The 16,011-nt window shown below is 67.3% G+C and carries 13 protein-coding genes; 5 read left to right on the forward strand and 8 right to left on the reverse strand.

What is annotated here, in order from left to right:
- The first annotated feature begins 101 nt into the window (after positions 1-101).
- Together H3005_RS03135 and H3005_RS03140 are read left to right on the forward strand one after the other, a co-directional pair.
- On the forward strand, positions 102-905 hold the full coding sequence (locus H3005_RS03135) for a CoA pyrophosphatase (protein ID WP_100552048.1): 804 nt from the start codon (positions 102-104) through the stop codon (positions 903-905).
- Positions 902-1,804 (forward strand): sulfurtransferase, encoded by a 903-nt coding sequence (locus tag H3005_RS03140; RefSeq protein WP_191077563.1) that lies wholly within the window; start codon positions 902-904, stop codon positions 1,802-1,804. Before H3005_RS03135 ends, H3005_RS03140 begins: the two co-directional genes overlap by 4 nt.
- Before the next feature lie 290 nt (positions 1,805-2,094).
- On the opposite strand, the gene H3005_RS03145 is transcribed toward H3005_RS03140, so the two are convergent.
- Positions 2,095-2,661 carry an N-acetylmuramoyl-L-alanine amidase gene (locus tag H3005_RS03145; protein WP_191077564.1) on the reverse strand — a complete coding sequence of 189 codons (567 nt, stop codon included), beginning with the start codon at positions 2,659-2,661 and terminating at the stop codon, positions 2,095-2,097.
- Between the two features lie 72 nt (positions 2,662-2,733).
- Here H3005_RS03145 and H3005_RS03150 point away from each other — a divergent pair, with 72 nt between their 5' ends.
- Both H3005_RS03150 and rlmKL read left to right on the forward strand, forming a co-directional pair.
- Positions 2,734-3,261 carry a hypothetical protein gene (locus H3005_RS03150; RefSeq protein WP_100552050.1) on the forward strand — a complete coding sequence of 176 codons (528 nt, stop codon included), beginning with the start codon at positions 2,734-2,736 and terminating at the stop codon, positions 3,259-3,261.
- A gap of 144 nt (positions 3,262-3,405) precedes the next feature.
- Positions 3,406-5,544 (forward strand): bifunctional 23S rRNA (guanine(2069)-N(7))-methyltransferase RlmK/23S rRNA (guanine(2445)-N(2))-methyltransferase RlmL, encoded by a 2,139-nt coding sequence (gene rlmKL, locus H3005_RS03155; protein WP_191077565.1) that lies wholly within the window; start codon positions 3,406-3,408, stop codon positions 5,542-5,544.
- Positions 5,545-5,694: 150 nt separating this feature from the next.
- On the opposite strand, the gene H3005_RS03160 is transcribed toward rlmKL, so the two are convergent.
- The 7 genes from H3005_RS03160 to H3005_RS03190 form a co-directional block, all read right to left on the reverse strand.
- Positions 5,695-6,024, reverse strand: coding sequence for a DUF3325 domain-containing protein (locus tag H3005_RS03160; protein ID WP_191077566.1), 330 nt, complete (start codon positions 6,022-6,024; stop codon positions 5,695-5,697).
- Positions 6,021-7,649 (reverse strand): PepSY-associated TM helix domain-containing protein, encoded by a 1,629-nt coding sequence (locus H3005_RS03165; protein WP_191077567.1) that lies wholly within the window; start codon positions 7,647-7,649, stop codon positions 6,021-6,023. The genes H3005_RS03160 and H3005_RS03165 overlap by 4 nt, the downstream gene beginning before the upstream one ends.
- On the reverse strand, positions 7,646-7,966 hold the full coding sequence (locus H3005_RS03170; RefSeq protein WP_191077568.1) for a DUF3649 domain-containing protein: 321 nt from the start codon (positions 7,964-7,966) through the stop codon (positions 7,646-7,648). The genes H3005_RS03165 and H3005_RS03170 overlap by 4 nt, the downstream gene beginning before the upstream one ends.
- 106 nt (positions 7,967-8,072) lie before the next feature.
- On the reverse strand, positions 8,073-10,301 hold the full coding sequence (locus tag H3005_RS03175) for a TonB-dependent siderophore receptor (RefSeq protein WP_191077569.1): 2,229 nt from the start codon (positions 10,299-10,301) through the stop codon (positions 8,073-8,075).
- A gap of 306 nt (positions 10,302-10,607) precedes the next feature.
- Positions 10,608-11,894 (reverse strand): DUF445 family protein, encoded by a 1,287-nt coding sequence (locus H3005_RS03180; RefSeq protein WP_191077570.1) that lies wholly within the window; start codon positions 11,892-11,894, stop codon positions 10,608-10,610.
- A gap of 124 nt (positions 11,895-12,018) precedes the next feature.
- Positions 12,019-12,903, reverse strand: a complete 885-nt coding sequence (locus tag H3005_RS03185) for a plasmid replication/partition related protein (RefSeq protein WP_089239953.1) — start codon at positions 12,901-12,903, stop codon at positions 12,019-12,021.
- A gap of 63 nt (positions 12,904-12,966) precedes the next feature.
- The gene (locus H3005_RS03190; protein WP_191077571.1) at positions 12,967-14,319 is read right to left on the reverse strand and encodes an aspartate aminotransferase family protein; all 1,353 of its coding nucleotides are present in this window, start codon (positions 14,317-14,319) and stop codon (positions 12,967-12,969) included.
- Between the two features lie 153 nt (positions 14,320-14,472).
- Between H3005_RS03190 and H3005_RS03195 the strand changes: the two genes are divergently transcribed.
- Positions 14,473-15,969, forward strand: coding sequence for an aldehyde dehydrogenase (locus H3005_RS03195; protein ID WP_191077572.1), 1,497 nt, complete (start codon positions 14,473-14,475; stop codon positions 15,967-15,969).
- The last annotated feature ends 42 nt before the right edge of the window (positions 15,970-16,011 follow it).

Raw genomic sequence — 16,011 nt, forward strand, 5'->3', positions numbered from 1 at the left:
CGGTGATTCCACCGGCGCGTTTTTGTTTCTGCGGTACGCAGCAGCCGTGTGGGCCCATCCCAAATCCAGCCCATTCGCGCTACTGTTGACCGGTGCAAATAATGGAAGAAACGGCGCGTGCTGTCGCAAGCCCCTGCATCAACGTGTGCAAGCTGGATCGCAACCGGCTGTGCGCCGGCTGCGGGCGGCATATCGACGAAATCGCACGGTGGTCGTCGATGAGCGACAGCGAGCGCACCCACATCCTGCAGCGCGTGCTGCCACTGCGCCAACAGCTGCAGCAGTCGCTGCGAGGCTCGTTGGCCGATCACGAGCGCCTGCTGCGCGCGCTGCATCCGCTGGCCGAACCGCCGGCAGGCGACGGCTGGAACCGCAGTGAACTGGATGATCTGCTGCCCCCGGGCCCACCGGTCGAGGCGGCGGTGCTGGCCGGCATCGTGCCGCGTGCCAACGGCGCGCAGGTGATCCTGACCCGGCGTACCGAAACCCTGCGGCAACATGGTGGCCAGGTCGGTTTTCCCGGTGGCCGTACCGAGCCGGATGATCGTGATGCGCTGGCCGCAGCACTGCGCGAAAGCCAGGAAGAAATCGCATTGGCGCCGACGCAGGTGCAGGCACTGGGTTATCTCGATCCGTTCGTGACCATCACCGGCTACCGGGTAACCCCGGTGGTGGCGGTGATCGATCCGGATTTCGTGGCGGTACCGCAGCCCAGCGAAGTGGCCGAGGTGTTCGAAGTGCCGCTGGACTATCTGATGGCCGCCGGCAACCTGCGCCAGGTCGAAATCAACCATCGCGGCCGCGTCCGCCATGTCCTCGAATACGGCTGGCCCGGCCAGCGCATCTGGGGCGCCACTGCGGCCATCCTGTACAACCTGCGTCGCCGCCTGGAGCAAGTGCAATGAAATCGATCGACCCGCCGTGGACCACCCTCGTCGATGTCGCGACCCTGGCTGCGGCACTGGGCGATGGCGTACGCGTGGTCGATGCCCGCGCGACCGCAAGCACCGCCGTGCGCGTGGTCGATGCACGTGCATCGCTCGCCGATCCGCAGGCCGGTAGTGGCCTCTATGCGCAGGGACACATTCCTGGTGCGGTGCATGCCGATCTCAACCGCGACCTGTCCGACCTGACGCGGGTCGGCCATGGGCGCCACCCGTTGCCGGACAGCGATGCGTTCGCCACACGGCTGGGGCAATGGGGCATCGGCACCGACACGCAGGTGGTGGTGTATGACGGCAGCGATGGCAGCATGGCCGCTGCGCGACTGTGGTGGCTGCTGCGCCTGATCGGGCACACGAAGGTCGCTGTCCTCGATGGCGGCATCGCCGCCTGGCAGACCGCCGGCCAGCCGCTGGTGACCGGCAGCAGCGAGGTCGCGGCGTTGCCCGCATATCCGGGGCGTTTCGATACCAGCCAGGTTGCCAGCGCGGAAGAGGTCGAGTCGCGCCTGAAGCATGCTCCGGGCTGGCTGGTCGACGCCCGCGCAGGCGAGCGTTTCCGTGGCGAGGTGGAGCCGCTGGACCCGGTCGCCGGCCATGTGCCGGGGGCAGTCAATCGACCGTTCGCGTTGAACGTGATGGACGGCCGACTGCGCGACGCACAGGAACTGCGCGCCGAACTGCAGGGCGTGATCGGCAACCAGGACCCGCAGCGCGTGGTCCTGATGTGTGGCTCGGGTGTGACCGCCTGCCATCTGCTGCTGGCGATGGAAAGTGCGGGCCTGTCCGGCGCGCGCATCTATGCCGATTCCTGGAGTGGCTGGGTCAGCGACAGCAGCCGCCCGGTGGCTACCGGCGCCTGAGCGAAGCGGGTAGATCGATTTGACGTTCATCCACGCATGGCGTGGATCCATGTGTCGACCAAGGTCGACACCTACCAACAGCCGCAGGAACCTGTCGAAGGCGGGGTGGGTCCGGTTGCGAGGGTGTCCGCGGCATGGATGCCGCGGCCAAGCCCCCAGGGACGGGTTTACGGCGTCCCTCGCAACCGGACCCATCCCGCCATCCCACGGAATGCACGCTTCTGACGTTGACGTTGACGTTGACGTTGACGTTGACGTTGATTCGGCGGGTGCAGGGCGCAGCCCTGCCCTCATCCCAGCGGCTGCAGCGGCACCTTGGCCAGGATCCGCTGCCACGGGAACAACGGGCCCGGATCGCGCTTGCGCGCCACGGTCACGGCTGGGTCATCACTGGCAGGTACCTGCTCCAGGTCCAGCTGGTCGTGGCCGGCGATCTGCCGCAGCGAGGGATACTGCAGCACCAGCGCCTGCAGCAACCGCTCCAATGCCAGCAGCTGCGCTTCGGTGTAGGGCTCGTCCATCGCCTGGTGGCGGCTGTCGAGCCAGTGCGGGTAGCGCCCCGAATTGACCAGTTCGATGCCCACCGAATCGGCATTCATGCCGCGCACGTGGTGGGCGATGCGCTCCGGCGCCACGTACTGCACCACGCTGCCGTCGCGGTCGATGTAGAAATGCCCGCTGTTGCCGGCACCGCTGTCATACAGCACGCGCTCGCCGTAATCGCGGGCGGTGGCCAGGTCGGGCAGTTCGGTGCAGTGGATCACCACCATCGCCAGGCTGGATGGATCGCGCACGGGCAGGCGGTCGTGGTAGGGCAGCGGCTGCAGCTGCAGGCCGGGCAGGAGCGGGTTGGGCATGCGGCGATGCTAGCATTGCCGAATGAAACTGCCTTCCTTTCTGCTGTCGGTCCGCTCCGTGGGAGCGCACGCATGAGCCGCGGTCACTGCATCCTGTCGCACGGCTTCGAGAGCGGCCCGGAGGCGACCAAGGTCGCCGCCCTGGCCGAGGTCGCCGAGCGCCTGGGCTGGACCCATGAACGCCCCGATTACACCGACCTGGACGCGATGAGCGAGGTCAGCCGCGTTGGTGACGTGCGCACCCGCCTGCAGCGCCTGATCGAGCGCACTGCCGCTGCTGCCGCGCAGGGGCCGGTGGTGCTGGCCGGCTCCAGCCTGGGCGCTTACATCTCGGCCATCGCCTCGCTGCAGGTACCGGTGGCCGGTCTGTTCCTGATGGTGCCGCCCACCACCATGGGCCCGATGCCGGCGCTGGATGCCGCACCGGTGCCGACCACGGTGGTGCAGGCCTGGCATGACGAGGTGGTGCCCGCCGCCGGGGTCATCGCCTGGGCGCAGGCGCGCTCGGCGCAGCTGCTGCTGGTGGACGACGGCCATCGCCTGGAGCACCACGTCGAGGCCTCCGCGCAGGCCTTCGAGCGCCTGCTGCGGCAGCTGTGAAGCCCGGGCGCACGGCGCGCCCGCCCGCATTGACTACAATGGCAGCCCCGCCGCCCCCGGCGCGGGCCTGCCGGCCGTGCCTACGGCCCTCCCTTCCGAATGGCCCGGCTCCCTGCCGCGCCTGACCACCTGCGAACCGATCCCGTGAAATTTTTTGTCTCCTGCGCCAAGGGCCTGGAATACCTGCTTGCCGATGAGCTGTCGGCCCTCGGCCTGGAAAAGGCCACTGCCACCATCGCCGGCGTCAATGCCGATGGCGAACTGGATCAGGCGCTGCGGATCGTCATGTGGTCGCGGCTGGCCAGCCGCGTGCTGTGGCCGATCGACGAATTCGAATGCCCGGACGAGCAGGCGCTGTATGACGGCGTGCGCGCGCTGCCGTGGCACGAGCACATCAAGCCGGAGATGACCCTTGCGGTGGACGCGCATGTGTCCGGCGACAAGATCACCCATGCCCGTTTTGCCGCGCAGCGGATCAAGGACGCCATCGTCGACCGCATGCGTGACGAAGGGCTCGAGCGTCCCTCGGTCAACACCGATCTGCCGGATGTGCGCGTCAACCTGTCGCTGCGCAAGGGCCGCGCCTCGCTGTCGATCGACCTCGGTGGTGGCCCGCTGCACCGCCGTGGCTGGCGTGGTGCTGCGCATGACGCGCCGTTGAAGGAAAACCTGGCTGCCGCGCTGCTGATGCGTGCGCAGTGGCCGCGCCTGCATGCTGCCGGTGGCGGCCTGCTGGACCCGATGTGCGGCAGCGGTACCCTGCTGATCGAAGGCGCGCTGATGGCCGCCGACGTCGCTCCCGGCCTGATGCGCCATGGCAGCCTGCCGCCGAGCCGCTGGCTGGGCTTCGACAAGGCGGCCTGGAAAACCATCCAGAGCGAAGCGCGTGATCGCGAAGCGGCCGGCCTGGCTGCGCTGAAGCCGGTCGTCCACGGCAGCGACATCGACCCGGTGGCGATCCAGGCGGCGCGCGAGAACGCGGAAGTGGCCGGCGTCGCCCATGCCATCCGCTTCACCCGCGCCGATGTGGCCGACCTGCCCACCCCGGAGCAGGAGATCGGCGCGGTGGTCTGCAACCCGCCGTATGACGAACGCCTGGCCGCCGATCCGGCGCTGTACCGCAAGCTCGGCAATGCCCTGCAGAAGGCGGTGCCGCAGTGGCGCGCCAGCCTGCTGTGCGGCAATGACGAACTGGCCTTCGCTACCGGCCTGCGTGCGGGCAAGAAGTACCAGATGTTCAATGGCGCGCTGGAATGTGCACTGATCGTCTGCGATCCGATCGCGGTGCCGGGTCGCGATCCGGCACAGGTGCGCGAGCTGAGCGAAGGCGCGCAGATGGTGGCCAACCGCCTGCGCAAGAACCTGAAGAAGTTCAAGAGCTGGCGCGCACGCGAAGGCATCACCTGCTTCCGTGCCTACGATGCCGACCTGCCGGAATACGCAGCGGCCATCGACGTGTACGAAGAGGATGGCGGTCAGCGCCGCACCTTCCTGCACGTGCAGGAATACGCCGCACCGGCTGCGATTCCGGAGAACGACGTGCGCCGCCGTCGCAACGAACTGCTGGCTGCTGCGCGTGAAGTGTTCGGCGTGCCGCCGGAGCAGGTCTCGATGAAGTCGCGCGAACGTGGCAAGGGCGGCAGCAAGTACGGCCGTTTCGAGCAGCGTGATGAGTTCCTCGTGGTACGCGAGAACAACGCGCTGCTGCAGGTGAACCTGTTCGATTACCTCGATACCGGCCTGTTCCTCGACCATCGCCCGCTGCGTCGCCTGATGGCCGAGCAGGCGCGCGGCAAGCGTTTCCTCAACCTGTTCTGCTACACCGGCGTGGCCAGTGTGCAGGCGGCGGTGGCCGGTGCGGCCAGCACCACCAGCGTCGACCTGTCGGCCACCTACCTGCAGTGGTGCTACGACAACCTGGCCTTGAACGGGCAGGGCGGCAATCAGCACCTGCTGGTGCAGGCCGATGCGATGGCATGGCTGGAAGGCGATCGCGGCCAGTACGACGTGATCTTCTGCGACCCGCCGACGTTCTCCAACTCGGCCCGCGCCGATGACTTCGACGTGCAGCGCGAACAGGTGAAGATGCTGCGTGCCGCCGTCGCACGACTGGCGCCGGGTGGCGTGCTGTACTTCTCCAACAACTTCCGCCGCTTCAAGCTGGAAGAGAACGCCATCGCCGAATTCGCCCAATGCCGCGAGATCAGCGCCAGCACCATCGGCCCGGATTTCGAGCGCAACGCACGCATCCATCGTGCGTGGGAGCTGAAGCGCCTGGCGTGAACCGACGTCTGGGGTCGGATCCCCTGCGCCTAGCGCAGGGGCTCTGACCCCATCAAGGTCGGTAGATCCACGCCATATGTCGATGGCGGTACGTACCTGGGGTCAGAGCCCTTGCGCTGCACGCAAGGGATCCGACCCCGGCGGCTTCTGCTACAACAACGCCACCACCAACCCGATTACCGGCAGCGCGACCGCCAGCGGTGCGATCCATTTCGGCCGGTACGGATACAGCGCGAACGCCAGCACGATTCCACCCAGCGTAAGCGCGCCGAGCCACAGCACTGGGCCCATCGCCCAGCCCTGTTCGACCACGCACACGGCGAACGCCACGGTCAGCAGCACCCAGCCCAGCACCCGCCATTGCATGCGCCGTACCGGTGACGCCGCTGCCTTGCCGTGCAGTTCCTGCTGGTGCTTTTCCATCGCCAGCGACAGCGCGGTGAACGCTGTGAACGACAACCCCAGTACCAGCAGCATCATGCGCTGGCCTCCGCTTCCACTGCATCGGCCGGTACCTTCGTCGCCGCAGCGGCGGCCGCGCGCTTCTTCTTCTCGGCGGCACTCAGCGGCGGCGTCCAGCGCTGCATGCGCCAGCCGCACAAGGCCAACATTGCGCCGAAGGCGATCATCGACAGATCGAAACCGGCCAATGCCCAGTCACCATTGAACAGCGTCACACCCAGGTGTGCGTGGGTGGTCAATGCGTTCACTACCGGGATCAGCGCGAACGCGGCCGCGCCGATGTACAGCTGCCACGCCCACATCATCCGCTTGGGCCAGATGAAGGCCGCCAGCAGCGAGGCGCCCCACGCGTAGAAGAATACGTTCGCCTCGGCGTTGGAGCGCTCGGCCAGGCCCAGCGGCAGCAGCCGGTTGCCCCAGAAATAGGCGGCAAAGGCGATGGGCAGGCCGGCCACGGCGCCGATGTTCAGTGCATCGACCAGGCGCAGGCCGAAGCCGGCGCGGCCGCTCTTGGCATGCTTCGGGCGCTCCTTCACCGCCCACAGCACCACGCCGCTGGCCACCATCAGGCAGCCGGTCAGGCCGGACAGGAAGAACAGGGCGCGTACGCCCCAATCGGCGAAGCGTGCCAGGTGCAGGCCGTACAGCACGCCACGGGTGGCGGTGGCGCCACCGGAAGGCGGGGTTTCCTGCAGCAGCGCGCCACTGACCATGTCATAGCGCAGCGCGGGCGTATCGATGGACAAACGCTTGCCGTCACGCTGGCGGATGTCGATCACCGCATTGGCAGCACCGGGGTTGGCAACGCTGAAACCAGCGACCTCGGTTCCGTGCCAGTGCGTGCGGGCACTTTCCAGCAGCTGCCGCAACGGCAGCGGTGCGGCCTTGCCTTCGGCAGGCGCGGTGACTTCGGGCAGGCCACCGAAGGCCTCCGCGTAGAAGGCATCCTGATCGGTACCGTAGGCCGCGTTCACTCCCCACGGCAGGTACATGATCATCAACGTGACGATGCCGGTGTAGGTGATCATCGCGTGGTAGGGCAGGGCCATCACCGCGCTGACGTTGTGGAAGTCCAGCCACGAGCGCAGACCCTTGTCCTTCCGGAAGGTGAAGAAGTCCTTGAAGATCTTCTTGTGGGTGATCACGCCGGTGATGATCGCCACCAGCATGAACATCGCGCAGAAGCCCACCAGGTAGCGCGCCCACAGTACCGGGATGTAATGCAGGTCGAAGTGCAGGCGGTAGAAGAAGTCGCCTCCACGGGTCTCGCGGGCCTTCAGCTCGGTGCCGGTGTTGGGGTCCAGGGTGGCATCGCCGAAGGCGCCGCGGCGTCCCTTGCTCGGATCGGCCAGTGCCTCTGGCAACCGCCAGAACATCTGCATGGCCGGATTGCGCGGCTGCGGCAGGGTGACGAACCAGCTCTCGGCCTGTGGTGCATTGGCCAGCAGGTAGTCGGCCGCGCGCTGCGCCGCCTGGTCGGTGCTGACCGTGCTGCGCGGCAGTTCCGGGCGCATCCAGCGGCTGATTTCCTCGCGGTAGTAGCTGGCGGTGCCGGCCATGAAGATCAGCAGCAGCAGCCAGCCGACCAGCAGGCCGGTCCAGGTGTGCAGCCAGGCCATGGATTGGCGGAATCCATTCTTCATGTCCACGCTCCCAGCAGGCGCGAAATGCCGGCCATCAGCAGGGTGGGGGCGAGAATGCCGACCCAGGCGCGCAGCGCACTGCGGGTGGCGAACGCCCACAGCGCCGCGCAGGCGGCGACCAGGATCGCCAGCAGCATGCCGGTCAGCACAGCCTGGCCGCGCGCGCCCGGCAGGGCCAGCGCACAGAACACGGTAGTCATCGAGGCAAGCGCGTAGCCGCCGAAGATGGCGGCAAGGGATCGGGACAGCACGCCCCATCGCGGGTTGGCGAAGAAGGTGCTGAGGCGGGGGCTGGCGGTTGCGGGCGAGCGGTCCACGGCGGTCCTGCAGGTTGAATGAAAGAGGACCGGCGCACCGAAGCGCGCCGGGGTTGGCCATCCGTGGCCGGGGCCGGTCGCAGAACCGGCGCCATCCATCAGATCGTCAGAGCTTCCAGCGCAGCGTCATCATCACGTTGCGCGGTTCGCCCCAGTACACGCCGTCGTAGAAACCGACGCGGTTGTAGTACTTCTTGTCCAGCAGGTTGTTCACGTTCACCTGGGCGGTGAAGTTCTCGTTGAAGCGATAGCCGGCCGACAGGTTGAGCAGGTAGATGTCACCCTGTTCGATCGCCACGCGGTCGCGCTTGCCGCTGACCAGGAAGTCCTCGCGCGGCTTGTTGCTCAGGCTCCAGATGCCGCTCTGCCAGGTCGCGCCGCCACCGATCCAGAAGCGGCCTTCGGCACCACCCGGGCGCCAGCTGGCGTTGAGGCGGAACAGATCGACCGGAACGGTGGTGTTCTGGCGAACGCCCAGCGCATTGCGGCTGACGGTATGGGTGAACCCGGTCGACAGGTTCCAGTGCTCGCCCAGGCTGCCCTGTGCTTCGATTTCCCAGCCCTTTACCTTGTTGCCCTTGCCGGTGGAGCGGTAAGCGCTGATGCCACCGGGCAACGAGTTCTCCGGCACCGAATCATCGAGCTCGGCGACGTTGTCCTTCTCGCCCTTGAACACCGCGACCGAGGTGTTGAGCAGGCCATCGAAGAACTCGGCCTTGAGCCCGGCTTCCCACATGTCACCGACGACCGGTTCGAGGTAGTTGTTGGCCTTGTCGCGGTAATTCTGCGGCTGGAAGATGTCGGTGTAGCTGACGTAGCCGCTGAAGTAACGGTTGAAGTCGTAGATGAAGCCAGCGTACGGCGTGAGTGAGTCGTCCGGCTTGTAGCCGCCGCGGCGGGTGCCGGTCAGGCGGCCGGCGGCGTCATGGGTGTAGGTCCAGTTGCGCGTTTCCCAGCTGCCGTAACGGGCGCCGAGCACGGCGGTCAGCGGCTCGGCCAGCTGCAGGCGCGCGGCCAGGTAGGCGGCACGCTGGCGCAGTTCATCTTCCGATGCGAGATAGCCCAGGCGGGTGACCTGCAGCGGCGCGACGTCGCCGTTCCAGCTGCGCCAGTCCGGCACGCGCTCGTAGCTGGCAGGGTAAGCGGCGGTTTCACTCGCAGGCACTTCACCCTTGCGCACCGACTGGCCGAAGCCGAACACCAGTTCGTGTTCGCGGCCGAACAACTGGAACGGACCGCCGACGTTGAAGTCGAACACCTGCATGTCGCCGTTTTCACCGAAGCTGCCGACGAAGGCAGAGATGCCGCTGCCATCGGCATGCGGGTAACCGGACGCCCCATACCAGACCGCGCCGTCGGTCTCGCGCTTGGAGCGCGTGTAGGCGAATTTCGCGGCCCAGCCTTGGCCCAGCTGCTGTTCGAGGCGGGCGAACGCGCTCTTTTCGACGATCGGCCAGCTGCTCCAGCGCGCCGACAGGTTGGTCGAGCGCGGCAGGTTGGCCGGCTTGCCATCGGCGCCCCAGTACGGCACCACGCCCCAGGTCACGCCGGTGGTGCGCGGCGACTGGTACTCGTAGCCGGCTTCCAGCAGGGTGGTGTCGGTGATGTCGGCCTGCACGATGCCGTAGAAGACGTCCTTGTCCAGCTTGTACACATCGCGGAACGAATCGCTCTGCTGCTTGGCGGCGACCACGCGGGCGCGGATGCGGCCATCCAGGGCGATGGGGCCGCCGAGGTCGGCTTCCAGGCGCTGGTTGCCCCAGCGGCCGAGCGTCAGGTTGGCGCTCATCTGGAACGTATCGGTGGGGCGCTTGCGGACGAAGTTGATGGTGCCCGATGGATCACCGGCACCGGTGGTCAGGCCGGTGGCACCACGCACTACTTCGATGCGGTCGTAGATCACGCTGTCGGTGTTGGTCTTGATGTAGCCACCGAAGGTGTTGAGCATGCCATCGACCTGGAAATTGGTGATGTTGTACCCGCGCGAGACGTAGTTGATGCGTTCGCTGTCGGTGACCGACACCGCTACGCCGGTGACCTGGCCCATCACATCGGACAGGGAGAACAGGCCCATGTCGTCCAGCCGCTGCCGGGTCACCACGGTCATCGACTGCGGCGTGTGGCGCAGCGACAGGCCGAGCTTGGTTGCGGTGCTGGCCCGCTTGACCGTGTAGCTGTCGGCAATGTCGCCATCGGCGGTTACCTGGACGGTGTCCAGGGTGCGCGCAGAGGGGTCGGCAGAACCTTCCTCAGCGTGTGCCAACGGTGTGGTCAACAGTGCGGTCACGGCCAGGGCCAGCAGGGTTGGACGGGGAGTAGTCAGGAGCGATGCCATCGGTGCGATTCCATGCAGGACAAAAAACAGGCGATGGCAAACGCACCCATGGCAGCCATGCGCTCCGCGCACGTCGCCCAGCGTGATTCCCATCGACGGTGCGCCACCTGCGGTAGGCAGGCGACCCAGTGGTCGGGGGATGTACACGGGCGAAGGGGCGGGTGGGCGCGTGCTTCCGTGCCCCGCTTGGCTAAGCGTACAACCGATCAGTAAATGATAGGCATTCGCATTTCGTTAAGCAAGCGTGACAGCCTCGGTCATCCACGCATGGCGTGGATCTACTGGCCAGGGCTCCGGAATCTCAGCCTAGAAGCGGAACAGAACAGTCGCCGCATGCAGCAGCAGGCCGATCAGGCCGCCCACCAACGTACCGTTGAAGCGGATGAACTGCAGGTCGCGGCCCACGCTCAGCTCCAGCTGCTCGACCAGGTGGCGTTCGTCCCAGCTTTTCACGGTCTGTGCGATATGGGTGGTGACACCCTCGCGCAGGCGCCCGGTGAGGCGCTGTGCGCCTTCCAGCAGGTGCTGGTTCAACGCCTCGCGCAACGCCGGGTCCGATTGCAGGCTGTCGCCCAGCGAGGCCAGGCTGCGCTGCAGATGGCCGACCAGTGCCGAATCCTCGCGCTGCAGATCGCCGCGCAGGCTGGCCTGGATGCGCGACCACAGGCCCTGTACGTACTCCTGCAGGGCAGGGTGGTCGATCATTTCCTGCTTGAGCTGCTCGATGCGCTCGGCCAGTGCCGGGTCTTCGCGCAGGCGCTGCACGTAGTTGCCCAGCCACTGCTCGTAATCCTGGCGCAGCGGATGCTGTGGCTCGGCCAGCACCTGCTGCAGTTCTTCCAGCACCGCCCGTGCCAGGCGTTCGGCAAGGTTGTCGCCGATCTCATCGATCGGCTTGATCCAGTTCACCGTGCTCGACAGCGTCGGCCATTCGCGCTGGATGTAGCGCACGATCAGCTGCGAAGCGCGTTCCTTCACTTCCGGCTGTTCCAGCCAACGCCCCAACCGTTGCAGGCCTTCGTCCAGCACCCGCTGGTGGCGGCCATCGGCGGTCAGCAGGCCCAGCAGTTCGCCGGCGGTGGCCGCGGCATTCCACTGCCGCAGCTGCTGCACCACGAAGCTGTGCAGCTGCCGCCGCACCGCGGCTTCATCGAAGAAGTCCAGCGCCTGCAGCGCCCAGCCACGGGCCATGTCGGCCAGCATCCGTGACCGCACAGGATCGGCCAGCCAGCTGCCGAGGCGGCTGGCCGGGTCGAACACCTGCAGCTTGGCCAGCAGCACCGTCGGTTCCAGGAACTGGTCGCGCACGAACAGGGCCAGGCTGTCGCCGATGCGTTCCTTGCTGCGCGGAATGATTGCCGTATGCGGAATCGGCAGGCCCATCGGCCGCCGGAACAGGGCGACCACCGCGAACCAGTCCGCGAGTGCGCCGACCGCGGCAGCCTCGCAGAAGGCCGAGACCCAGGCCCAGATACCGCGCTCACCCTGCCAGTGGCTGACCGCGAAGCCGGCCAGCATAAACAGCAACAGGCCAAGGGCGAGGGCTTTGAGGCGCCGCAACTGAGCGCGGCGCGGATCGATGGCAGACGTCATGCCTGAAGTCTACCCGCAGGCCGGTGACGCCTACCTGTAGAGCCGAGCCCATGCTCGGCTGCTCTTTGCCGCGCGCAAGGCAGCCGAGCATGGGCTCGGCTCTACAGCGGCGTGACGCGATCGGTTACAGCGCTTCCAGCTGCTTTCGCAGGTGGGCCAGCTGCGCGCGCAGGGTGTCGTTCTCGCGGGTAAGGTTCACCACGCGACGGCGCAGCGCCGGGGCATCCTCGCCCAGCTGCTCCAGCGCAGCCAGTACCTCGGCATCGCGGCTGGCGATCTCATCCTCGTTGGCTTCTTCGAAGTCCATTTCCGGCGACTCCGTTTCCGGTTTCGGCGCGCGCGGCTTGCGCTTGGATTCACGCACACGCTTTGCAGCCTGCTTCAGCTCATCCTTGCCACCGGCGGCAGCGGCGCGCTGCTCTTCTTCCGGCAGGTCAGCCACGGCAGCAGCGGCGCTGATCGAGATCATGCCGGCCTTCACCGCTTCCACCACCTCGGCGGCGGCCTGGGCGTGGATGCGCTCGATCATGCCGACCTGGCTGGTGCTCAGCTTGGCTTCGCGGGCCAGTTCGGCACGGCTGATCTTCGGCGCCGGCTCCCACGGTGGGCTGTCCTCGCCGGCCTCGTCGGCAGGTTCGGCGGTGCCATCACTTTCGCGCTGCAGCTGCGCCTGCTCGACCTGCTTGCGGGCGGACAGGATGTCGCGCTTGCGCAGGGCCAATACGCCGCGCTGGAAATCGGAGACGCTGCGCCGGCCCAGATGCTGCTCGATCATCCACAGGTGCACGTCTTCCATGCTCTGGAAGCGGGTGTTCTGCACGGTGTTGAACGGCAGGTCATGCTTCTGGCAGATGCCGAAGCGGTTGTGTCCATCCACCAGCACCTCGCCCCACAGCACCAGCGCATCGCGGCAGCCTTCGGCGAGGATGCTGCGCTCCAGCGCCTCGTGTTCGTCCGCGGTGAGCGGGTCGATGTAGGCCTTGAGTTCTTCTTTGACGACGATGTTCATGGGCACGGCAACGGGCAGGAGCGGAACCGCCCATTGTACCCGCTCGCCACCACCGTCCCGGCCTCAGGCAGTGGCCCGGATCATCTCGCCCAGGGTGCCGGTGATCTGGTCGATCTGTGCCTTGTCCACGATCAGCGGCGGTGACAACGCGATGATGTCGCCGGTACAGCGCACCAGCAGCCGCCCGTCGTGGAAGCAGCGGCGGAACACCTCGTAGCCACGGCTGCCGGGTGCGTCCTTGCGCGGCGCCAGCTCCACCGCACCTACCAGGCCGAAGTTGCGGATGTCGATCACGTTCGGCAGCCCCTGCAGGGCATGCAGGCGCTCCTGCCAGTACTCGCCCAGTTCGATCGCACGCTCGAACAGGCGTTCCTCGGCGTAGACGTCCAGCGTGGCCAGCGCCGCCGCGCAGGCCAAGGGGTGGCCCGAATAGGTATAGCCATGGAACAGCTCGATGGCCTGTGGCGGACCCTGCATGAAGCTCGCATGCACGCTGTCGCCGACCAGTACGCCACCCAGCGGCACCGCGCCGTTGCTGGCGCCCTTGGCAAAGGTCAGCAGGTCCGGGGTGACCCCGAAACGCTGTGCGGCGAATGCCATGCCGACCCGGCCGAAACCGGTGATGACTTCATCGAACACCAGCAGGATGCCGTGCTGGTCGCAGATCTCGCGCAGGCGCTGCAGATACCCCGGTGCCGGCAGGATCACACCGGCCGAACCGGCGATGGGCTCGACGAACACGGCGGCAATGGTGGAGGGATCGTGCAGGGCGATCAGCCGTTCCAGATCATCGGCCAGTTCGGCGCCCTGGCGCGGCAGGCCCTTGCTGAAGGCATTGCGTGACAGGTCCAGGGTGTGCCGCAGATAGTCCACGCCGCCCAGCTGCAGACCGAACTGGCGGCGGTTGTTGGGCAGCCCGCCCAAGGCCATGCCGCCGAAGCCGACCCCGTGGTAGGCCTTCTCGCGGCTGATGAAACGCGTGCGCTGGCCTTCGCCGCGCAGGCGGTGATGGGCCAGCACGATCTTCATCGCCGAATCCACCGCCTCCGAGCCCGAGCTGGTGAAGAACACGTGGTTGAGCCCGGCCGGGGCCAGCGCCGCCAGTCGCTGCGCCAGGGCGAAGGCCGGCGGCGAACCCATCTGGAAGGCGGGCGAGTAATCGAGCGTGGCGGCCTGCTCGGCGATCGCGTCGACGATGCGCCGGCGCGCGTGCCCTGCATTGCAGCACCACAGGCCCGCCGTGCCATCAAGGATGGCGCGTCCATCCATGTCCTCGTAGTGCATGCCCTCGGCGCGTACCAGCATGCGCGGCGCGCCCTTGTACTGGCGGTTGGCAGTGAACGGCATCCAGTACGCGTCCAGTGAATCGGGGCGCTGGGTGGCCAGGTCGTGCAGGTCGCTTGCAGGGGTTTTCATGCCGGCTCCATCGGGTCCGATGGTTGTGACTCTAGCGCAGCCGCGTCACGGATCTGTCGGCAGGCATGGCGTGGCGCCACCGGGATGTACACGTCACGGCCCGGTAGCGGCCGCGTCGGTATAACGGCGGACAGTCGATACGCGGAGGACCCCATGACCCACTTCCCCGACCGCAGCCACTGGCAGGCCCTGTCCCGCCGCGTGGCGATTCCCGGCCAAGCGTTCATCGATGGCCGTTACATGGATGCCGCCAGCGGCGCGCGCTTTGATTGCATCAGCCCGATCGACGGGTGCGTACTGGGCGCGGTGGCCGACTGTGATGCGCAGGACGTGGACCGTGCGGTGGCCTCGGCGCGCCGCGCGTTCGAGGCAGGCCACTGGTCGCAGGCCAGCCCTGCCCATCGCAAGCGCGTGCTGCTGGCACTGGCAACGCTGGTGGAGACGCATGCCGATGAACTGGCCCTGCTGGAAACGCTGGACATGGGCAAACCGATCCGCGATGCGCGTCGCATCGACCTGCCTGGTGTGGTGCGCTGCCTGACCTGGACCGCCGAAGCGGTGGACAAGCTGTATGGTGAAATCGCGCCCACCGGGCCGCACGAGCTGGGCCTGGTGACACGCGAGGCCGCAGGCGTGGTGGCGGCCATCGTGCCGTGGAATTTTCCGCTGTTGATGGCCTGCTGGAAGATCGCGCCGGCATTGGCGATGGGCAACTCGGTGGTGCTCAAACCCTCTGAGCGCTCGCCGCTGAGTGCGTTGCGGTTGGCCGCACTGGCGGCCGAAGCGGGTTTGCCCGAGGGCGTGCTGAACGTGCTGCCGGGCCACGGTTCACGCGTGGGTGAGCCGCTGGCCCTGCACATGGACGTGGACGTGCTGGCCTTCACCGGCTCCACCGCGACCGGCGCGAAGCTGCTGGAGTACGCCGGCCGTTCCAACCTCAAGCGGGTCTGGCTGGAATGTGGTGGCAAGAGCCCGCACGTGGTGTTCGCCGATGCGCCGGACCTGGATGCGGCGGCCAAGGGCGTGGCGCAGGGCATCTTCTTCAACCAGGGTGAGGTCTGCACGGCCGGTTCGCGGTTGCTGGTGCAGCGTTCGATCCGCGATGACTTCGTGCACCAGGTGATCGCCTACGGCCAGCGCATGCAGCCCCGCCATCCGCTGGAGGCAGATGCACCGATGGGGGCGCTGGTGGATGCCGCGCACGTGGACAAGGTGCTGGCTGACATCGCCCGGGCCGAAGCCGATGGCGCACGCCTGCTGCTGGGCGGCCAGCGTGCCGAGGTGGACGCGGGCGGTTGCTATGTGCAGCCGACGGTGTTCGATCAGGTGCGGCCGGAGCAGGCGCTGGCCCGCGAGGAAGTGTTCGGCCCGGTGCTGGCCGTGCTTGGCTTCGATGACGAAGCCGAGGCCGTGCGCGTGGCCAACGACAGTCGCTACGGGCTGGCTGCCGGCCTGTGGACGCGGGATCTCGGTCGCGCCCATCGCGTGGCGCGCCAGCTGCGTGCGGGCAGCGTGTGGGTGAACGGCTGGGACGGCGGTGACATGACGGCGCCATTCGGTGGCTACAAGCAGTCCGGCAACGGCCGCGACAAATCGTTGCATGCCTTCGACAAGTACAGCGAGATGAAGGCCACCTGGATCCAGTTGTAGCGCCGCGCCGCGCCGCGCCCGGCTGCCTTTGGTAGACGCCAA

The sequence above is a fragment of the Stenotrophomonas sp. Br8 genome, from assembly GCF_014763005.1.
GTDB lineage: Bacteria > Pseudomonadota > Gammaproteobacteria > Xanthomonadales > Xanthomonadaceae > Stenotrophomonas > Stenotrophomonas lactitubi.

Bases quoted from the DNA above. Each gene is read 5' to 3' on its own strand.
- H3005_RS03135 (WP_100552048.1), top strand. From the start codon at position 102: ATGGAAGAAACGGCGCGTGCTGTCGCAAGCCCCTGCATCAACGTGTGC.
- H3005_RS03140 (WP_191077563.1), top strand. From the start codon at position 902: ATGAAATCGATCGACCCGCCGTGGACCACCCTCGTCGATGTCGCGACC.
- H3005_RS03145 (WP_191077564.1), bottom strand. From the start codon at position 2,661: ATGCCCAACCCGCTCCTGCCCGGCCTGCAGCTGCAGCCGCTGCCCTAC.
- H3005_RS03150 (WP_100552050.1), top strand. From the start codon at position 2,734: ATGAGCCGCGGTCACTGCATCCTGTCGCACGGCTTCGAGAGCGGCCCG.
- H3005_RS03160 (WP_191077566.1), bottom strand. From the start codon at position 6,024: ATGATGCTGCTGGTACTGGGGTTGTCGTTCACAGCGTTCACCGCGCTG.
- H3005_RS03165 (WP_191077567.1), bottom strand. From the start codon at position 7,649: ATGAAGAATGGATTCCGCCAATCCATGGCCTGGCTGCACACCTGGACC.
- H3005_RS03175 (WP_191077569.1), bottom strand. From the start codon at position 10,301: ATGGCATCGCTCCTGACTACTCCCCGTCCAACCCTGCTGGCCCTGGCC.
- H3005_RS03180 (WP_191077570.1), bottom strand. From the start codon at position 11,894: ATGACGTCTGCCATCGATCCGCGCCGCGCTCAGTTGCGGCGCCTCAAA.
- H3005_RS03185 (WP_089239953.1), bottom strand. From the start codon at position 12,903: ATGAACATCGTCGTCAAAGAAGAACTCAAGGCCTACATCGACCCGCTC.
- H3005_RS03190 (WP_191077571.1), bottom strand. From the start codon at position 14,319: ATGAAAACCCCTGCAAGCGACCTGCACGACCTGGCCACCCAGCGCCCC.
- H3005_RS03195 (WP_191077572.1), top strand. From the start codon at position 14,473: ATGACCCACTTCCCCGACCGCAGCCACTGGCAGGCCCTGTCCCGCCGC.